The following is a 19,432-nucleotide window of genomic DNA, read 5'->3' as shown; positions in this document are numbered from 1 at the left end:
CGGCGCCATGAGGGGGCCGACGTACCGCCCTGTAGCGATCAATACCCATCAAGGAGTCTGCTGGATGAATCGCGAGAAGGTCATCTTCGCCTTTTTCATTGTGCTGGCGCTGACACTGAACTTCGGGTTCTTTGTCGGTGAGATCGATAATCCCGATCATCATGACGTGCTGGAGCTGTTTCTGGCTATAGTCGTGAGCCTGATCTGTACCGTTATGAAGTTTGGCGACCGCAGTCATCTGGGCGCGTTGATGCTGGCCACCAGCCTGGTCGCGGACCTTCAGCTGATTATCTCGGCGATGATCTGGGGCTATGGCGAGCACATAGCGGCCACCGGCATGACGCCACGGTTGATGGCATCGGTGGTCTCTTTCGCCGGCGGTGCTCTATTGGCCAACATCACCTCGGTCATTCTGCTGATGGTGGAGACGGTGCTGATCCGACGCTAACGCCATGTACGATATTCTCTACGTACTCCTGAGGCGTTTGCGCACGCCACTGATCACGCTGATTGTGGTTTACGCCGTCTCGATTCTGGGCTTTACCCTGATTCCCGGACAGGATGATCAGGGTAACCCCTGGCGCATGGATTTTTTCCATGCGTTCTATTTTGTCTCGTTTATGGGGTCCACCATCGGTTTTGGTGAAATTCCGTATCCGTTCACCGCGGCTCAGCGGATGTGGACACTGGTGACCATCTACTCCTGTGTCATTGCCTGGTTGTATGGCATCGGTACCACGCTTTCGGTACTGCAGGATGGTGGTTTTATCCGGCTGTTGCGTCTGCGCCGGTTTATCTACTCGGTGAAAGGGATCACAGAACCTTTCTATCTGGTCTGTGGCTACGGCGTTACCGGCAGTACCGTAGTGCGTGAGCTGGTGGATGCCGGGCTGCGAGCGGTGGTGGTGGATATCGATCAGGAGCGGATCGATAACCTGGATCTGGATGGCCTGGTTACGCCGGTTCCGGCGCTCTGTGCCGATGCCTCGCTGCCGGATGTTCTGGACCGGGCCGGCCTGCAGCACCCGCATTGCGCCGGTGTGCTGGCGCTGACCAACAGTGATAAGGTGAATCTGGGTATTGCCATCGCCAGCAAGGTTCTGGTCCCCAAGCGGATGGCGATCAGCCGGTCGGAAAACGATATCACCAGCGCCAACCTGGCTTCCTTCGGTACCGATCTGATCGTTGACCCTTTCCGGCACTATGCCGAGTATGTGGCGCTGGCGGCCCATAGCCCCCATCGTCATCTGGTGTTTGATTGGCTGATGAATCCCCACCACAGGACGTTGGCCAGTGTGTACCGTCACGCCGAGGGGCGCTGGATCGTCTGTGGCTACGGCCGGTTCGGCCGTAATATCACCCGTGAACTGACCGAGGCCGGGACCGAAGTAACAGTCATCGATCCCGACCCGGATAACATTCGTGCCTTGGGCAGCGCGGTACCGGGTGTCGGTACCGAGGCGGTGACCCTGGAACAGGCAGGTGTGCGGTCGGCGGTCGGTATCGTGGCCGGGACCGACAGTGATGCCGATAACCTGTCGATCATCATGACGGCCCGGGAGCTCAACCCGAAACTGATTACCGTGGTGCGCCAGAATCTCAGCGCCAACGAACTGATCTTTTCGCATTCGCGGTGCGATTTCATCATGCAGCCGGGGCAGATTATTGCGACCCGTATTCTGGCTCAGCTCAAGACGCCGCTGCTGTCTGTTTTTATCGAGCACCTGTTCAAGCAGGATGAGGTTTGGGCGCATACCCTGATTAACCGGATGAGTTCCATGGTGGGGGACGAAAAACTGGATAGCCGCTCGGTTCGGATCGATAAACGCGAAGCTCCGGCGGTGATCACCAAGCTGGAGGAAGAGGTGCCGATCAAACTGATTTCATTGATGAAAAATCCGCATAACCGTTCTGAAACCCTGTACTGCTTCCCGCTGATGATGAAGCGGGGGGATAGCGTCAAAATGACTCCCGGTGAGCTGACCGAGCTTGAACCCGGCGATGAAATACTCTTCTGTGGCCGCACCCGGGCACTGGACCGGATGCGCTGGAGTGCGCAGAACTATAACACCCTGCACTATATCCTGACCGGTTTTGATGCGACCCAAAGTCGTCTTCAGCGCTGGCTGCGTGGACCGGAGGCGAAGTAATGCCCTATCTGTTGTTGGTGCTTACCGTACTGTTCTGGGCCGGTAATGTGGTCAGCGCCCGTGCTATCCATGTGGAGATGGGGCCGCTAACGCTGGCTTTTTTACGCTGGGGTCTGGTTCTGTTGCTCGTGCTGCCCTGGGCGCTGCCTCGTATCTGGCGTAATCGCGAGATCATTCGCCGTAACTGGCTTATCTTGCTGGTACTCTCGATTCTCAGTGTGGGCTGCTTCAACACCTTTATCTATATCGGACTGCAGAACACCACGGCCTCCAATGCCACGCTGATGCAGTCAGCGGCGCCCGTGATCATTCTTCTGCTGAGCGCACTGCTGTTCAAAGAGCCCATCAAACTGCGCCAGTGGGCGGGGGTGGTGACCTCTCTGATCGGTGTTGCGATATTGATCAGCCAGGCGGATCTTTCCGTGCTGCTTGGCCTGAACTTTAATACCGGTGATATCTGGGTTGCGACTGCAATACTGACCTGGTCCTGTTACTCGGTTGCCCTGCGCTGGCGCCCGGCAGACCTGGACGGCTTCACCCTGTTCTCGTTCAATGTATTGGTGGGGGTGATCGCGCTGGCGCCGTTTGCACTGATGGAGCAGGGGCAGTCGATCGAGATTCACTGGTCACCGGCGGTGATATCGGCCATTCTCTACATGGCGATCTTCCCATCCATTCTCTCTTATATGTTCTGGAACAAGGGGGTTGCGGAACTTGGTGCGGCTCGTGCCGGTCTATTTATCCATCTGATGCCGCTGTTCGGGGTGATTCTCTCCGTGGTTTTTCTGGGCGAGACGCTGCAACTGTTCCATGCGGCGGGTATGCTCCTGATCTTTACGGGGATCTACCTGGCAACGGTATCCCAGACTTTGTCTAAACTGCGCCGGTCATGAACCGGCATTTCGTCTCACTTGAGGAAACCTGATGCGTATTCTGACGACCAGTCTCTTTGCCTTCCTGCTCAGTTTTATGCTGCCTATGGAGGAATCCCATGCCAAGCGCCTTGGCGGCGGCTTCTCGTTGGGTAAGTCCTACTCGGCGCCCAAGAAAACAACACCCGCGCCGACCTACAACAAACAGCAGGATGCGCAGAAGCAGGCGGCTCCGACCCAGGCGGGGACAGCGACCAAACGTTCCGGGTTCGGTGGTTTGATGGGCGGCCTGCTGGCCGGTGGGCTGCTGGGAGCGCTGTTCTTTGGTGGTGCTTTTGAAGGGATCCAGATCATGGATATTCTGCTGATCGCACTGGTGGGCTTTATCCTGTTTAAACTTTTTGCCGGGCGCAGAGCACCTCAACCCGCTTACGCCGGAGCCGGTGGTGCCGGGAATACCGACCAGCAACCCGCCTGGGGTGCGCAGCGCGAGCAGGCACCGCAACCGGAGCCGCCAATCTATAACGGCGGTATTGGTGCCGGCCTGGCCGAGCCGGATCTGAAACTGCCGGAGTGGTTTAACAAGAGCGCCTTCGTGAGCGGTGCCTGCGACCACTTCACAGCGCTTCAGAAAGCCTGGGATGATTCCAACTGGGACGAAATCAGCAGCTATACTTCACCGGAGCTGTTCGAAGAGCTGAAAGCCCAGCGCGGCCGTTTCCCGGAGCGCCAGCATACCGAGGTGGTGTCCGTGATGGCGGACCTGCTCAACTTTATCGACAACGAAGATCACGTGGTCGTATCGATCCACTTCTACGGTTGGTTGCGTGAGGAGGAGCAGGGTGATACCGCTGAGTTCAGCGAAATCTGGCACCTGACCCGTGATATGACCGTGGACAACGCGGACTGGTTTATCGTCGGTATCGATCAGCCGCACTAAAAGCGTGTCCCGGCATATGCCGGGACCGATCAACTCCAACAAGCCGAGCAGGGAATGCGCATATTTCGGTTATTCAAACGCGACCTGGCCCGTGAAATCGAGGACTGGGTCGATGAGGGTCTAATCGACACCGCTCAAGCGGACTCTATTCTTGCGCGCTATGGCATCAGCCGGACCGATACCGGGGCCGGCTCCTCCTTTGGCTATTACGTTCTCACCTCGCTCGCTGCTCTGTTCGTGGGGCTTGCGCTGATTCTGATCGTCTCCCACAACTGGGATGACATTCCCCGTATGACACGGATGCTTGGGCTGATCGGACTCACGCTGGTGGTCAACCTGATCGGGTTCCGCCTGCTGCTGATGTCGAGGCGTTCGGCGGCCGTGATCTGGCTGTTTTTCGGCTCGATCAGCTACGGTATGTCGATCATGCTGATCGCCCAGATCTACCACCTGGGTGCTCACTATCCCGATGGCATCTACTGGTGGGCGCTGGGCGTACTGCCGCTTATCCCCATAACACGCTCGCGGCTCATCGCATTGCTGGTACTGGTTCTGTCCACACTCTGGATGTTCACCGAGGCGAAAGAGCAGTTTTTCCCGACCAGTTATCCACTGTTTGCGTTGGTCAGCCTTTGGCTGGTCTGGTTTCACAAGCGCTCCGCGCTACTCTTTCTGGGTGCTCTGGCAGGGATTGCGACCTGGCTCAACCTGTTGCTGGCATGGGCGGCGGGGAATTGGTGGGACTACGATCCCTTTACCGATCAGGTGATGATCACGCTCGCGCTGGGTCTGCTACTGGCCGGTTTTGCCTGGTGGATGATGCGACAGGATAACCATGATCAGCGGGACTATGGCCAGCTTCTGCATCTTTACCTGTTGCGGGGTGCGATCATTTCGCTGCTTCTGCTCAGCTACGACGACCCCTGGCGCGGCATGATTCGGGAAGAGTATCTGCTGGGTGTTTTTACCCCGCTCATGATGGCCGTTGCCACGTTAGTTGGTTTTGCACTGGCCCGGCCCTCCGGCATTAACTCGGGTGGTCCGTTGTTGGCCAATGGCGTTTTTTTCACGCTGGCGGCACTGTGTGTACAGCAGGGGTGGCTGAATGATGATCTGCTGGCCATTGCGACCAACCTGATGTTAGTGGTGACCGGTATCTGGCTGATCCGGCGCGGCATTGATGATGCGGTGACTCACTTTTTCTACACCGGTGTCGGAGTCCTGCTGGTGACGGCGCTGTTCCGTTACTTTGATCTGATTGGTGATTACATCGGCGGGGCAATCATGTTCATGATCGCGGCCGCCATTCTTTATGGTTCCGCCCGATACTGGCGCTCCCGGGTTCAGAAGGGAGGCCGCCATGTTTGATGCCATTAAAGCCTGGGGGCCCGGTCATAAACGGTTTGTGGCGGTCGGACTGGCGTTGACCATCCTGCTACAGCTTTCCGTCCTGGCGCTGGAGTATTTAAGTTCGGTCTGGCCGCTTTGGTATGGACAACCGGTATTGCTGCGCACTGAGCCGGTGGATCCGCGCAGTCTGTTTCGGGGGAACTATGTCCGGCTTAACTACCGCATCTCCCGACTGGATGGTGCCTTGGCCGGCGAGCCGTTCAAGCGCAATGAAGTGGCCTATGTGAGCCTGGAGCAGCAGGGCAAATACCACGTGGCCACCGGTATTTACCGGGAGCCGCCCGGTGGCACCTTTATCCGTGGAAGAATCTCTCCATTTGGTGCCGATTACCGATTCCAGTACGGGATCGAGGCCTATTTTATGCCGCGCGAAAAGGCGCTGCAGGCGCAGAGTGCCGTGCGCCAGAAAGAGGCCTGGGCCGAGGTGTATCTGCTCGATAACGGACGCGCCGCCATCAACCGGTTGATATGCGAAGGGGGATGCGAGCCGTAGCCTCCGCAGAAGCCGGAGGCGTATGCTGGGGTGGTTATCCCTGACTGGCGATCTCCACCAGATTATCCAGCGCCTTGGGCGCAAACTGTCGCTTGGCCATGATGGCGTAGAAATTCTCGGTTACCGTGGGTAGTGAACGGTAATTGCGCAGTACGCCCTGTTGCAGCTCATCCTGTACCACCACCTCCGGCACCACGGCGATACCGCCTGAGTCTCGGGCGAGCAGACGCAGCATCGCCATATCCTCCACCTCGGCGTGGTAGCTGATATTTAACCCTTCCTGCTCGCACAGAAGGTCGAACTGACTTCTAAGGTCACTGCCCGGGCCCGGCACCAGCAACAGCACTTTCTCCAGATCCTGTGGATAGCGGAATCCGTCGGCACCCTCCGGCGGGCCCACCAGGCAGGCACTCTGCTGGGCGATCCGGCGGCAGCGCCAGGGAGTGCCGGCGTCGGTGGCCACCGCTTTATTGGAGAGGATCAGGTCGAGCTTATGCACCCGCAGCCGCTCCAGCAGCTCATCCAGGGTGGCGGACTCCACCACCAGCTGCACATCCGGTGAGCCCAGCACCGGCCTTAAGAAGTTGTCCTGAAAGTTTCGCGATAGAGTGGTGACCGCACCAATGCGCAGACGTTGAACCCGTTGGTGCTCGCCGCTCTCCAGCATCGCCAGCAGCTCGCTGCCCAGCCCGAATATGTTCTCCGCATACTCCAGCACCCGCTGACCGACGGTGGTCAGCTCAAGCCGCCGTCCCTCCCGGTCGAACAGGCGATGCCCCAGTTGATCTTCCAACTGACGTATCTGAGACGACAATGCCGACTGGGAAACATGCAGTTGCTGCGCAGCCCGGGTCAGATGACCCTCCTTGGCCACGGTCCAGAAATAATAGAGATGGTGAAAGTTCAGGTTGCGCATGGGATTGTTTTATCGTTCTTTAAAAGTGAACAATTTATTCGAATCAATCTATTTTACAAAAATAGCAGACGAGCACACCATTGCCAGCATCGAAGTTCGCTCCCACAACTTGGAGGTGTTCCCTTGCTTGCAGCTCTGGTCTGGCTTTTTCCCGCCCTGATGGCTATCGCCTTTCTGCTTTCGCTCAAGGCTAGTGACCCCTGGCAACCGGCCCGCTGGGCGGCGGCCGTTGGTCTGCCTCTGGTACTGGTGGTCACGATTGCCGGTTCAATGGCCCATCTGCGCGGCCTGCACGAGGCTGATGCCCTGGGTCTGACCCTCACCCTGCTGGTTGCTCTGTTGTCTTGGGTTGTCATCCGCTTTTCCGCCCGTTATCTCAGCGGTGAACCTGAACAGCGCCGCTTTGTCAGCGCCATGCTGTTTACCCTGGCGTCGGTGGTTGTGCTGGTTACCAGCCGTCACTTGGGCGTGATCGTACTGGCCTGGGGCGCCACCAGCGTGGGCCTCCACTTTCTGCTGACCTTTTACCGCGAACGCAAGACCGCCCAAATTGTGGCGCACAAGAAATTCCTCGTCAGCCGTATGGCCGATGCCTGTCTGCTGGTCGCGCTTGGTTTGATCTACAGCGTCACCGGGAGCCTGTCGCTGGATCAAATCAACGCTCAGCTGGCCGGTGCTGCGGCACTGCCTTTCTCACTGCACCTGGCAGTGGTGCTGTTTGCGCTGGCAGCGATTCTCAAGTCCGCCCAACTGCCGTTGCATGGCTGGCTGATCCAGGTAATGGAAGCGCCCACCCCGGTCTCCGCGCTGCTGCACGCCGGTGTGGTCAACATGGGTGGCTTTGTCATGATCCGCCTGGCGGAGATGCTGAGCCTCGCGCCGGTGGCCCAGTGGCTTCTGGTGATTGTGGGTAGTACTACTGCGGTCCTGGCCGGTCTGGTGATGATGACCCGGATCAGCATCAAGGTGCGCCTGGCCTGGTCCACCTGCAGCCAGATGGGCTTTATGCTGATGGAAGTGGGGCTGGGCCTGTACGAGCTGGCGCTTCTGCACCTGGTCGCGCACTCGCTTTACAAGGCTTACGCCTTCCTGAGCAGTGGCGATACGCTGGCGCAGGTTCGCATGCAGTCTCTGTCTGCTCCCTATGCCTCCAAAACCGGTATTACCGCCACACTTTGGGCGCTGGTTCTGAGTGCTGCGCTGGTGCTCAGCTCCGTCAGTGTCTGGCAGTGGGCTCTTGGGCTTGCGCTGCCGCCGGTGGTCAGCCTGATTCTGGTGCTGGGTTTTGCTTCGCTACTCTGGCAGGCGGTGCTTCAGTCTGTTCCCGCACTGGTGCGTGGTCTTGTTCAGGTCACACTTTTGACTCAGCTTTATCTGACCTGGCACCTGGTGTTTGCGGCGATTCTGCCTGCACAGCCCACCACGTCCATCGTACTGATGGCCTGGGTCGGGTTCTGTTTCGCCATGCTCTACCTGCTGCAGGCGATCCTGAGCGCGCGGCCGGACGGTGTTCTGTCCAGGCGGCTCTACCCCTGGGTCTATAACGGATTCTATCTGGATGAGACCTTCACTCGACTGACCTTCCGGTTCTGGCCTGCTCGCCTGAGTGCGCTGCAGGCCCGTACCCTGGTGAACCGGAATCCGTCCCCAACCGGAGAGATGGTGTAATGACTTCCCTGGCTGCACAAACGCAACTGAGTGAGCAATACGCCCGACTGAGCGATGCGGTGGAATCCGCCTGCGCGGCGATTGCGCCGAACTGGCCGCTGGACAGGATGATTGCGGTTAACCCTTACTGGGGCATGGTGGATAAGCCGTTCGAAACCGTGAACCGTGAATTGGGCGCGCTGGGTGGCTCCAGTCTCTTCATGCCACTGGATTACTACCGTCAGCAGTGGGAACAGGGCGAGATCACCGAGGCGGATCTGCAAGCCGCACTCGACCTGCAAGGTTCGTCGCTAACGGTCTCGTCGCTGGTAACCTCATTGGAGCGCCGCTTCCCGGCACCGACCCCGGCGCCGTTGCTGAGTGATGTGCTTGATGCGGGACGCGACCTGCATCATGAACCGGCCTGGTGCGACACCATCACCCATCAGGTCTCCCAGTTCTGCGGCGCCTGGTTCGATGAACATCAGGCGGACTGGCGCCCGGATAAAGCGGGGGGCCTTTATGCCAACTGGCATGCGGGCATGCAGTTTGGCCACAGTGTCGAGCTGCTGATGCAGGCGCCCTGGATCGGGAACCGGGTCGAAGCGCTGCCGCAGGAACCCTGGGCGCTGATTCAGAACGCACTGGACCAGCTGGGTCTGCCGGAGAGTGAGTGGCAATCCTTCCTGCACACGGTACTCCTGCGCATCAGCGGTTGGGCGTCCTGGTGTGCCTACCGTCGCTGGCAGGCAAGACTGGCCGGTGAGGAGGATCAGACCCTGATCGAACTGCTGGCGATCCGCCTGGCCTGGGAGTGCCTGCTGGATGATGGCGGCCGCGACCAACTGTCACTGTTGTGGCGCTGGCATGGTCAGTGGGATAAGCACCTTCAGAATCAGGATGACAACGCGACTGAGGTTTTCAGCCTGTGGCAGCGGGCCATGGAACATGCTTACCAGCGTGATATGGCATCACGGCTGACCCGCGCGGACTCCGCGCCAGTCACAGGGGCTGATGTGCAGGCGGTTTTCTGTATCGATGTGCGCTCCGAAGTGTTTCGCCGCCACCTGGAAACCACCGGTAATATCGAAACCCTGGGGTTTGCCGGTTTCTTCGGTTTGCCGATCAGTTACACCCCGCTGGGTACCCAAACCGCACGGCCTCAGCTGCCGGGTCTGCTGGCGCCTGCCATGAACGTCAGTGAGTCCAGTGGCGATGCGGCGGTGGATGAACAAGCGGCTCGGGCCCGTCAGAAGCGTCTGAACGCCCGGAACGCGGGCAAGCCCTTTAACACCCTGCCGGGCTCCGCCTTCAGTCTGGTGGAGACGCTGGGCCTGGGATACCTGGGCAAGCTGATTCGTCGCAGCCAGCCCCGCACTCAAAGCGCGCTGTCCGAGCAGAGCTTGCTGGATGGCAAAACCCATGCAGCTCTGCGCCCCCAGTTGATAGGTGTAACGCTGGATGAGCGGGCTGAACTGGCTGCTCGGGTACTGCGCGGAATGAATCTGACCGGTCGGCTGGCGCGCTGGGTGCTGTTGATCGGCCACGGCAGCCAGACCGACAACAACCCGCACAAGGCGGGGCTGGACTGCGGCGCTTGCTGCGGCCAGAGCGGCGAGGTCAATGCCCGGGCATTGGCGGTATTGCTGAACGACCGGGATGTGCGGATTAAATTGAACGACCTGGGTGTGTCGATTCCTGAACAGACCCGGTTTGTTGCCGGCTTTCATAACACCACCACCGAAGAGGTCAGCCTGTTTACCGAGGATCTGCCGGAGCCGGTGGGGGCTGAGCTTGAAAATGTACAACAGCAGCTGACTGGAGCGGGGCAGGGGGCACGGCGTGAACGGGCGCAGGCACTGGGGCTTGAGAAACACGCCGACCAGCCGGAGACGCTGCTGAAAAAGGTGCGTCAGCGTGCCAATGACTGGGCGCAAACCCGCCCGGAGTGGGGCCTGGGTAACAACGCGGCCTTTATCATCGCGCCGCGCTCACGCAGCCGCAGCGTGGATCTGAACGGGCGTAGCTTCCTCCATGAGTACGATCCTCAGAAGGATGCTGACGGTGCCCTGCTGGAGCAGATCATGACCGCGCCGATGATCGTCACCAACTGGATCAACATGCAGTACTACGCGTCCACCGTGGACCCGCGCCGGTTTGGCAGCGGCAACAAAACGCTTCACAACGTGGTGGGAGGGCGAATCGGCGTGTTTGAAGGCAACGGCGGCGATCTGCGAATCGGCCTTGCTAAGCAGTCGCTTCACAATGGTAAAGCGTGGCAGCATCAGCCCCTGAGGCTTACCGTTGTCATCGATGCGCCCAGAGAGCGGATTCAGGCCGTGATCGACAAGCATCCGATGGTGGCAAAGCTGTTCAGCAATGGCTGGCTGCACCTGATGCGCTTTGGCGATCAGGGAGTGGAGCGGCTGGCTGGGAGCAGATGGCAGCCGCTCTGATCGGTCACGCCTGCGCCACCGCATCGTGAGGATGCAGGCTTTCAATATGGCGAACCTTAACTTGGGGTTTGCCATATTCTCCCTGAAGGGCGCTTGCGATCCGCCGGGCCGCATCTTCCACAAACATCAGGTTGGCACCGTTTAACGCGGCAAATGCCTGTTCGTCGGCACGTTTTACTGCTGTCTGTACCGGGGTGCCGAGGGCCTGTTCAATCCGGTCAATCAGTCTGACTAATCCCAGTGACCGATCATTTGTAGGCGGGGTAATCATTACCCGCGCCTTGCTGCGCTGGCTGTGCGGTGTGGCCAGCGTGGCGTTTTGCTGTAGCCAGGCGTTGACCGCCGCGGGGCTGACAGTCTCCTGATCTTTAAAAGCCTCGGTGAAGCCTTTGGCGATCAGCTGACGTGACAGCGCTGCGGAGCAGGGACAGGTGGATGAGTAGGTAACCTCGACTTCCGTGGTCAGTGAAAACCGGCCTTCTTTCAGCGTCGCCTCCAGCATCACCGGATAGCACGTCCAGCCAGCGAGGCCGGGTGTGACGAGCGCGGGTCGGCGTATCAGCAGATCAAACCGAAGCTGAATCCGGGCGCTGGTTGAGTTGCAGTCCTCGTGGCTGGCCACCATCGCGACCAGCAACTGATGTAGCGCCCGGGATGTGAGTGCGGCAGGTGCAGTGAGCCGGTCAAGCAGCCTGTACAGGCGCGACATATGAATCCCCTTGATCTGCGGCGTGGGAAGGTCGACCTGTGCATCCACACGGGCATGCACGCGAGGCTCGCATCCGGGCTCTTCCAGTCCAACCGGGAGATCTATGCCTTCCATACCCACCCAGCGCAGTGGCGTCGCTATCGGCGCGTTATCGGTTAGTGAGATGTCGGGCATGGCTTGGTGTGTCGTCAGGATCGTCATCGTGTTTACAACGGGCTCTTTAAAAGTTTGGATATGTTATATCATAGCATTTGCGTGATGGTTTCCTAGATCCTGGGGTAATGCGCGTTCCTTACGGGAGGGTATGAACGGGGCCTGACAGTTTTAAAGAGGCATAGAGGGCGGTGCCCGTCCGGTCATTCGGGCACCTGATGCGGGTCGCTGGAAGGGAGCAGCCACCCGGCATGCGGGGGTAGCGGGTTACGCCTGGGACACCGTGTTTTGGGGCGTCCGACGTTTATGGCCATCACGCAGATGAGTGATACCCTGTCCTGACAGGGAATCGCTTTCCAGCGCGAAGGCGCGCCCGAATCCTTTAACGTAGCGGCCCCGCTGGGGCGAGAGTTTGAACAGCTTAAAATCGGATAACTGGCTTAAGCCGTCGACGCGGGGACCAAGCCGGGCGGAAAGACACTTGATGCCGTGCTTCCAGGCTTCGGTTTCCGTGTCGATCAGCTCGGCTTTGACGCTGTAGCTAACGCGACGGCGGGCGAAGAGCTCATCGGCACTGTCCTCGTCCTCGATAATCAGTACCGACGCCACTTTATTGATCTGCAGGTTGACCGCGTGGATAGCGATTTCACTGAGCAACACGTAAATCTGCCCGTCAACAAAGGTGAAAGGGGCGTAGGAGGCGTAGGGCTCACCTTCCGGTGTCAGCGTCGATAGCATCAGGCTGCGGCGGCTATCGATAAACGCCTGCACTTCACCTGCGATCTTCTCTGCCTTTTGGGTCGGATAGCTGGGTGTGTTGTTGGATGAGGTCATGAGGCGACTCCGGTCAGGGTTGTATTGGCTAAAGCGCTCTCTTTGAGCTGCTGAAAACTATTAACCTGGTCTGCGAACAGGGAACCCTCTTCGTCACGTCCCAGGAAGACTTTAAACACCGGCTCTGAATCCGCATCGCAGAAAACGAATGCGTAGCTTTCCCGGCCACCTCTCAGGCTTTCCTGGAAGCGGATCTCGTGGATCAGTTTCAGTGCCAGGTGGCCCTGAAACCCGCTCTTTCCAGCGGCCAGATTAAAATAGCCGTGCCCCAGCCGGCCTTTGGGGAAGGGCCCCTTAAACTCGAAAACCGAGCCGCCGTGCTGGATGATGGTCATTAACTCGCCCCAGTCGCTAAGCGATTCCAGTAGCGCCTGCGCCTGCTCTCCGGGTAGTACGGCGGCTTTCTCGGTCATTGTCAGCTCCGTCATTGGAAGGCTCCTTAGAAGCGATAGGTGGTAGAGAGAATAATTTCACGGCCGGCCTCGTCCAGATTCTCCCAGGCGCGGCGGTAGTGGGTGTCGGCCAGGTTATTCACGGTAACATCCAGCGACAGCCCCGGCACTGACTGTGGTGTCCAGCCCAGATACAGGTCGGTCAGGGTGTAGCCGTCATAACGGGTATCGCTGCTGTTCTCGGCATAGTCGGTCAGGTTCTGGTCGCGAGCGTGTTCCAGTCGAACGCCTGCCAGCATCTGGTCGCGCCAGAAGCGGTAGCTCAAGTCGGCGGTCAGGGTATCCGCGGGAATGTTGGTCAGGTCTTCACCGGTCTCCAGATCTTCACCCCGGGTAATGCCGTAGCCCAGCTCCACCTTGAAGGCGTTGATCCGGTAACGGGTGCTCAGTTCAATGCCGCGTATCTTGGCCTTGTCCACATTCACCCAGGTGGTGTAGCCCGGGTCCATGACCGGGCCGAACGACGGATTGGTCACGATCTGTTCGATAAAGTTATCGACCCGGTTTTCAAAGATGGATAACTGAAGGTTGAGTTGATCGTCACCGGCGAGCCCGGTCCAGTATCCGTTTGCGGTCAGCTCGGTGTTGGCGGCTTCTTCGGCATCCAGATCCGGGTTGGACTGAAAGGTGTTACAGAAACCGGGCATCATGCAGAAGTGCGTGCCGGTGGTATACAGCTCTTCAACGCCGGGTGCTCGGAACGCGCGCTCATGACGTAGTGACAGATCGCCCCAGGGTACGGGCTGCCAGGTCAGTGCCGCAGCCGGGGAGAAGGCACTGTCTGAGCGCTCTTCCATTCCGTCTGCTTCGGTTGAGAAGCGATCCAGACGGCCGCCGAACTCGGCCATCCACTGGTCATTCAGGTCCACCCGGGCCTGGACGAAGGCACCCAGGTTATCGGTCTGTCCATCGGGTGGAATCGGGCGGTTGGCACCGGAGCGGTTACCGACGAAATCCTCCCGGTAACTGTCCAGGCCGTACACGAGACGCCAGCGTCCCAGGTCGGACCGGTTGCTGAGATTAAAGCCATAGGCGTCCAGCTCGGTATTGTCGCCACGGCCATCACTGACGCGGCTCTCATCCATCTCCACTTCATTGCGCCAGAGCGTGAGCTGCGCATCCAGCAGCGGCGAGGCGGTATTCAACTGGTAGCCAAGGCGGTAGTTACGGGTCCGCGTATCCCGGTCGATCATGAAATTACTGGTAGGATTTGACGGCGCTGCGCCATTGGATGGGACCTGACCCTCGCCGTTCGCTTCAAGATAGCTCAGATCCAGCGACTGGTCGGCGTCTATCTGCCACTGCAGGCGCGCAAGACCGCCGTTATCGTCGATGGCTGAGCCCTCAAGGGTGGCACCATCGCCCTGTTCCAGGTCATTACCGGAGCGGCCGAACCCGCCCAGCAGCCAACTGACCGACGCCTCCCGGCCCGCCAGTGCGAATACCGAGGACTGCATGTCGTTGTTGCTGTTGTGGCCGGTTTTGACCAGTCCGCCGAAGCTGGCATCGTCTTTCAGAACCTCATCGGGCGTCAGTGACTGCTGGGCGACAACACCACCGATGGCACCGGAGCCCCACAAGGAGCTGACCGGCCCTTTGAGTACTTCTATGCGGCTGATCAGCTCCGGCGGTAGCAGGTAATCGGGGCGGTGGCCGGAGTGAAAGTCCTGTCTGACGCCGTCCAGTGTCTGCAACACCCGGCTGCCCGAGAGGCCGCGGATGTTAACCGTCTGGTTGGAGGGGCGGGAGCCGCCCTGGATACTGACGTTGGGGAGTGATGCAACGGCCTCGGGAACCGACTTTGGCTGCCGTTGGTCCAGCGTCTCCCGGTCCGTTATGGCGACTGATCGGTGGCTCTCGCCGACCGTTTCCTGTGTACGTGTTGTGCTGATGGTGATCTCGTCCAGATTGTACGCGTTGTCCGCTGCGTACACCTGAGCGGTTACACCGCACAGCACCGCGCTGATGGCCAGAGCAAGGCTGCATGGCTGGCTGGCGCGAGCACATCCGAGTTGTTTAGACCGCTTGAGGTTGTGTGTCTGAGTTCTCTTGACCTGTTGCATATCCCATCTCAAATCGAAGTGGCGTTGTGGAGTTTCTAATAAGTAAACACGTTATTATTGCTAATGCAAATCGTTATCATTAATATTTGATCTGTGTTGAGTCGATTTTAACTAGAGGGAGTCGCAATGCTTTTGTCTGTACGGATGGTATCGGTTGGGTTTGTGCTGCTTTTGGCGATGTTGCTGGCGCCACACTCCAGGGCCGAAGTGCCCCGTGTGGTCAGTACCGATGGTGCGACAACCGAAATACTTCTGGCGCTGGGGCTGGGGCAGTCTCTGGTCGGGATCGACGTGACCAGCGTGGTGCCTGAGCGGCTATCGGGCCTGCCCAGCGTAGGGTATCACCGCGCGCTCCCGGCGGAGGGGGTTTTGAGTCTGGCGCCGGACGTGATTGTGGGGAGTGAACATATGGGGCCGGAACCGGCCATCCGGCAGCTTGAGGCGGCAGGCGTAGAAGTGGTTCGTTTACCCTCGGCGGATAGCATCGAGACGCTGGTGCAGAATATTCAGCAGCTAGCTCGACGGCTGGCGCCGGAGCAGGGGGACGATGCACTGCTGGGTAAGCTGCGCGAACAACAGGCCCGGCTGGCGCAACGGGAACTCGGCGGTATACGGACGCTCTTTCTGCTCACGGCGGAGAACCGACTGCGCTTGTCCGGCTCGGGGACGACGGGGGATGCACTGATAAAGCTGACGGGAGCGATCAACCCGGCAGACTTTGAAAACTACCGCTCCGTCACGGCAGAGACGCTGCTGGCCTATGAACCGGAGCTGATTCTGGTAGCCGGGGAGGGGGATGGCGATGCGGCCGCTGAACTGCTGCAACAGCAGCCATTGCTGCGCCATACGCCGGCCGGGCAGAAGGGACGGATCATCGGTGTGGATGGCCGCACACTGGTCGCCGGCATCGGGCCCGGTGCCGTGCGTGAAGCGCTGAAAGTGGTCGAACAGATACAGGGGCAGTGAGATGAGAGCTTCTGCCCCGGGCGTGGCGCTGCTGCTGATGCTGGGTTTAGTGATGAGTGCGGTGCTCTCCATCGCCACCGGGCCGTTGGCGCTGTCCAGTGTCGATAGCCTGCTGGCGCTGCTGGACCATCTGTTTGATTGGCAGCTGGCGCAGTTGCAGGATTATCAGCGTGCCGTTGTTGTCGATCTGCGGGTGCCGCGCACCTTGCTGGCGATGCTCACCGGAGCGCTGTTGGCGCAGTGCGGGGCGGTGATGCAGGGCCTGTTCCGCAATCCGCTGGCGGACCCGGGCATCATCGGTGTCTCTTCTGGTGCTGCCGTGGGGGCCGTGCTTGCCATCGTTATGGCACCGCTGGCCTGGGTGGCCTGGGCGACACCGGTTGCGGCTTTCACCACCGGGTTGCTGACCACACTGGCCGTCTATGCCCTGGCCCGCACTGCCAACGGCACATCGGTCACCATCCTGCTACTGGCAGGCGTTGCTCTGGCCGCATTTGCCGGGTCGGCGATCGGGTTGATGAGCTATTTCGCCAGCGATCAGGATCTGCGCTCGCTCAGTCTCTGGCAGATGGGGTCGCTGACCTCCGCCTCCTCAACGGGGATTGTGCTGTCAGCCCTAGCCCTGCTGATGACCGCCTTTCAGTTTCAGCGCCGGGCTGCGGCGCTGAATGCACTGTTGCTGGGTGAAGCGGAAGCTCGCCATCTGGGGATACGGGTGGAGCGGCTCAAGTTGGAACTGATACTGCTGACGGCGCTGGCCGTGGGTATCGCGGTGGCCAATACCGGTGTGATCGGCTTTGTTGGCCTGGTGGTGCCTCACATCGTGCGGATGCTGGTGGGGCCGGATCATAAGCGCCTGCTGCCGCTGGCCGCAGTCAGTGGCGCATTGATGCTGCTATTGGCGGATACTCTGGCGCGGGTGCTGGTGCCGCCGGCCGAGATTCCGGTGGGGATTATTACCGCGTTGATCGGCGCCCCGTTTTTTCTGGCCCTTCTTTTAAAACAGCGCAAGCTGGGGAAGCTTTGATATGTTGAGAATCGAAAACCTGACCTGTGAGGCGGACGGCAAGGCGTTGCTGTCCCTGGATACGCTTGCGGTTGATGCGGGCGAAACCCTGGCGATTCTCGGCCCGAACGGGGCCGGTAAATCCACGCTACTCAAAGCGATCTGTGGTGATTGCAGGCATCGGGGGCAGGTGGAGTTGCACGGCTGTGATCGGCTGGATTGGTGCGCTGACCGGTTGGCTCGCCACCTGGGTGTACTGCCCCAGGCCAGCCAGCTGACCTTCCCGTTTCTGGCGGAAGAGGTGGTGGCGCTGGGCTCGATACCGCTGAAACTCTCGCAACGGGCCGTGCGCGAGGAGATAACGCGAGTTATGGCGCTGTGCGACTGTCTGCATCTCAGGGAGCGCTCTTTCCCCACCCTGTCAGGTGGTGAGAAGCAGCGTGTTCAGCTCGCCCGCGTATTACTGCAACTCAGTCAGGCAGAACAGCCGCCGTTACTGTTGCTGGATGAGCCCACATCGGCGCAGGACCTGGGCCATCAGCACCACCTGCTGACACTGATCAACACACTGGCCGAGGAGGGATATGCGGTGATCAGCATCCTCCACGACCTTAACCATACCCTGCACTACTGCAAGCGCTGCCTGATTCTGGAGGCGGGCCGCCCGCGTTTTGAAGGCAAGCCCGACGAAGTGCTGGCACCGGACAGCATCGGTCAGGTGTGGAACTACCGGCCAACCTTTGGCTGGTTGCAGGATGACCGGCTGGTGATGGCGTAGTGGGCCCGGCTGATGGGACTTAATCCGCCAGATAGCGCTGACGAATATGGTTGATAAAGTATTCCGGGTTGGTGGCCTCGCCGGTGGCGCGGGTCATCAGCTCCTGAGCGCTCAGGAAAGAGCCCTGGCTCCATACCTTATCAGCCAGCCACTGACGCAACGCCGAAACATCGCCTGCCCGCAGCTGCTCATCCAGGCCGGTGATATCCCGGCGCATGGCGGCAAAGAACTGAGCCGCATTCAGCGCGCCCAGGGTGTAGGAGGGGAAATACCCGAAGGCACCGGAGGGCCAGTGGATATCCTGCAGGCAGCCATCCGCGTAGTTGTCTGTTGTATCCAGCCCTAAATAGGCCTGCACCTTCTCTGCCCAGGCAGCGGGGATATCCTCGGCCTCCATCTCGCCATTGATCAACTGTGATTCGATCTCATAACGCAGGACGATATGCATCGGGTAGGTCACTTCGTCCGCTTCCACTCGGATTAAGCTGCGACGCACATGAGCCATGGATTGCCAGATTTGATCCGCCGTCACCTCACTCAATACCGGGAAGTGCTGTTTGATCAGCGGCGTCAGGTACTGAACAAAAGGCTTGGAGAGCAGAAGCTGCTTCTCAAACAGCAGGCTCTGGCTCTCATGAATGCTCATGCTGCGCGCCTCACCCACAGGCTGCCCATCCCAGTCTGCCGGCAGGCCCGCCTCATAACTGGCGTGTCCGGTCTCATGGACGATACCCATCAACGAGTCGATAAAACCACTCTCCTGGTAACGGGTGGTGATCCGGTGATCGCCGCGCACGCCGGTACTGAACGGATGGCTGCTGATATCCAGCCGCCCCTTACCGAAATCGAACCCCAGTACCGCCATCACCGTGCGGCCCAGCTGCTCCTGATCACCAATCGGGTACTGGCCTGTTAAGTCCACCGCCGGGCGCTGCTGCTGGCGCTCGATCACCTGATCGATCAAACCGGGCAACTGCGCCTTAAGCCCCTCAAACACCTGGCCGATCGACGCGCTGGTGTCGCCGCTGGAGTAGAGATCAAGCAGGGCATCGTAGGGTGTGGTAAAAGCACCGTCGGCTGCGGCCTGCCGCGCCTGCGCCTCCTGCCGGGAGAGATTCACCAGCTCCCTGAAGTTACCCAGGAAGCCGTTCCAGTCATTGTGCTTGCGCTGCTCACGCCAGGCGTGGGCACAGCGGGAGGAGGCCAGCGACTGCGCCTGCACCAGATCGGACGGCAGGCAGCTGGACTGCAACCACTGACGGCGCATCTCCCGCAGATTGGCCTGCTGATCGGGCGAGAGGCTCTCCTGAGCCGCCTCCTCAAACCAGTCACCCATCCGCTCTGCGGTGATCATCTCGTGCTGCAACTGATGCAGTTCCGCCATCGCCTGAGCCCGGTTCTCCGCACCACCGGGCGGCATCATCACCTCCTGATCCCAGCCCAGAAAGGTACTGGCATGGGCCAGCTTGTTCAGGCGGGCGAATTGATTAACCAGTGATTGATAGGCGCTCATACGGCTCTCCGGTATTGAAACTTGCCAAACGACTAATCACCCGACAGACTGTGAAGCATCCGCGCTTTCAAGGC

Annotated in this window: 17 protein-coding genes; 11 read left to right on the top strand and 6 right to left on the bottom strand. The window is 59.6% G+C overall.

All coding sequences use genetic code 11. The features are described from left to right. The first annotated feature begins 64 nt into the window (after positions 1 to 64). The 6 genes from G403_RS0106095 to G403_RS22380 are packed head-to-tail and all read left to right on the top strand — an operon-like array spanning position 65 to position 5,865. Positions 65 to 448 (top strand): DUF6394 family protein, encoded by a 384-nt coding sequence (locus tag G403_RS0106095; RefSeq protein WP_027853206.1) that lies wholly within the window; start codon positions 65 to 67, stop codon positions 446 to 448. Between the two features lie 4 nt (positions 449 to 452). Further along, entirely contained in the window at positions 453 to 2,150 is a 1,698-nt protein-coding gene (locus tag G403_RS0106090) for a potassium channel family protein (RefSeq protein ID WP_027853205.1), read from the top strand. Continuing rightward, positions 2,150 to 3,043, top strand: a complete 894-nt coding sequence (locus tag G403_RS0106085; protein WP_027853204.1) for a DMT family transporter — start codon at positions 2,150 to 2,152, stop codon at positions 3,041 to 3,043. Before G403_RS0106090 ends, G403_RS0106085 begins: the two co-directional genes overlap by 1 nt. A gap of 31 nt (positions 3,044 to 3,074) precedes the next feature. Beyond that, the gene (locus G403_RS0106080) at positions 3,075 to 3,962 is read left to right on the top strand and encodes a Tim44 domain-containing protein (protein ID WP_051298612.1); all 888 of its coding nucleotides are present in this window, start codon (positions 3,075 to 3,077) and stop codon (positions 3,960 to 3,962) included. Between the two features lie 54 nt (positions 3,963 to 4,016). After that, positions 4,017 to 5,330, top strand: a complete 1,314-nt coding sequence (locus G403_RS0106075; protein WP_027853202.1) for a DUF2157 domain-containing protein — start codon at positions 4,017 to 4,019, stop codon at positions 5,328 to 5,330. Then, positions 5,323 to 5,865 (top strand): GDYXXLXY domain-containing protein, encoded by a 543-nt coding sequence (locus G403_RS22380; RefSeq protein WP_051298609.1) that lies wholly within the window; start codon positions 5,323 to 5,325, stop codon positions 5,863 to 5,865. The genes G403_RS0106075 and G403_RS22380 overlap by 8 nt, the downstream gene beginning before the upstream one ends. A 34-nt stretch (positions 5,866 to 5,899) precedes the next feature. Here G403_RS22380 and G403_RS0106065 read toward each other — a convergent pair whose 3' ends face one another. Then, on the bottom strand, positions 5,900 to 6,781 hold the full coding sequence (locus G403_RS0106065) for a LysR family transcriptional regulator (protein ID WP_027853201.1): 882 nt from the start codon (positions 6,779 to 6,781) through the stop codon (positions 5,900 to 5,902). Positions 6,782 to 6,904: 123 nt separating this feature from the next. On the opposite strand from G403_RS0106065, the gene G403_RS22375 reads away from it, so the two are divergent. Then, positions 6,905 to 8,449: an NADH-quinone oxidoreductase subunit L gene (locus G403_RS22375; protein WP_036232761.1), complete on the top strand. Its 1,545-nt coding sequence runs from the start codon at positions 6,905 to 6,907 to the stop codon at positions 8,447 to 8,449. Beyond that, entirely contained in the window at positions 8,449 to 10,884 is a 2,436-nt protein-coding gene (locus tag G403_RS0106055; RefSeq protein WP_027853200.1) for a YbcC family protein, read from the top strand. The genes G403_RS22375 and G403_RS0106055 overlap by 1 nt, the downstream gene beginning before the upstream one ends. Positions 10,885 to 10,888: 4 nt before the next feature. Here G403_RS0106055 and folE2 read toward each other — a convergent pair whose 3' ends face one another. From folE2 to G403_RS0106035, 4 genes are all read right to left on the bottom strand, one after another. Next, positions 10,889 to 11,767, bottom strand: coding sequence for a GTP cyclohydrolase FolE2 (folE2, locus tag G403_RS0106050; RefSeq protein WP_211232652.1), 879 nt, complete (start codon positions 11,765 to 11,767; stop codon positions 10,889 to 10,891). A 246-nt stretch (positions 11,768 to 12,013) separates the two neighbouring features. Next, positions 12,014 to 12,580 carry a HugZ family pyridoxamine 5'-phosphate oxidase gene (locus tag G403_RS0106045; RefSeq protein ID WP_051298607.1) on the bottom strand — a complete coding sequence of 189 codons (567 nt, stop codon included), beginning with the start codon at positions 12,578 to 12,580 and terminating at the stop codon, positions 12,014 to 12,016. Then, positions 12,577 to 13,008 carry a heme utilization cystosolic carrier protein HutX gene (gene hutX, locus G403_RS0106040; RefSeq protein ID WP_027853197.1) on the bottom strand — a complete coding sequence of 144 codons (432 nt, stop codon included), beginning with the start codon at positions 13,006 to 13,008 and terminating at the stop codon, positions 12,577 to 12,579. Before hutX ends, G403_RS0106045 begins: the two co-directional genes overlap by 4 nt. Before the next feature lie 11 nt (positions 13,009 to 13,019). Then, entirely contained in the window at positions 13,020 to 15,095 is a 2,076-nt protein-coding gene (locus G403_RS0106035) for a TonB-dependent hemoglobin/transferrin/lactoferrin family receptor (protein ID WP_051298604.1), read from the bottom strand. A gap of 126 nt (positions 15,096 to 15,221) precedes the next feature. Here G403_RS0106035 and G403_RS0106030 point away from each other — a divergent pair, with 126 nt between their 5' ends. Genes G403_RS0106030 through G403_RS0106020 form a run of 3 tightly spaced genes read left to right on the top strand, consistent with a single transcriptional unit; the run spans position 15,222 to position 17,845 of the window. Next, positions 15,222 to 16,061 carry a heme/hemin ABC transporter substrate-binding protein gene (locus tag G403_RS0106030; RefSeq protein WP_027853195.1) on the top strand — a complete coding sequence of 280 codons (840 nt, stop codon included), beginning with the start codon at positions 15,222 to 15,224 and terminating at the stop codon, positions 16,059 to 16,061. Between the two features lies 1 nt (position 16,062). Beyond that, on the top strand, positions 16,063 to 17,088 hold the full coding sequence (locus tag G403_RS0106025; RefSeq protein ID WP_027853194.1) for a FecCD family ABC transporter permease: 1,026 nt from the start codon (positions 16,063 to 16,065) through the stop codon (positions 17,086 to 17,088). 1 nt (position 17,089) lies between these two features. Further along, a complete protein-coding gene (locus G403_RS0106020) occupies positions 17,090 to 17,845 on the top strand; it encodes a heme ABC transporter ATP-binding protein (RefSeq protein WP_036232756.1) in 756 nt (251 codons plus the stop codon). Between the two features lie 19 nt (positions 17,846 to 17,864). On the opposite strand, the gene G403_RS0106015 is transcribed toward G403_RS0106020, so the two are convergent. Continuing rightward, on the bottom strand, positions 17,865 to 19,358 hold the full coding sequence (locus tag G403_RS0106015) for a carboxypeptidase M32 (protein WP_027853192.1): 1,494 nt from the start codon (positions 19,356 to 19,358) through the stop codon (positions 17,865 to 17,867). Positions 19,359 to 19,432: the final 74 nt, after the last annotated feature.

This window comes from Marinobacterium litorale DSM 23545 (assembly GCF_000428985.1).
Lineage (GTDB): Bacteria > Pseudomonadota > Gammaproteobacteria > Pseudomonadales > Balneatricaceae > Marinobacterium_D > Marinobacterium_D litorale.
The sequence above is the reverse complement of the archived record's forward strand: the minus strand, read 5'-3'. Positions and strand labels throughout refer to the sequence as shown.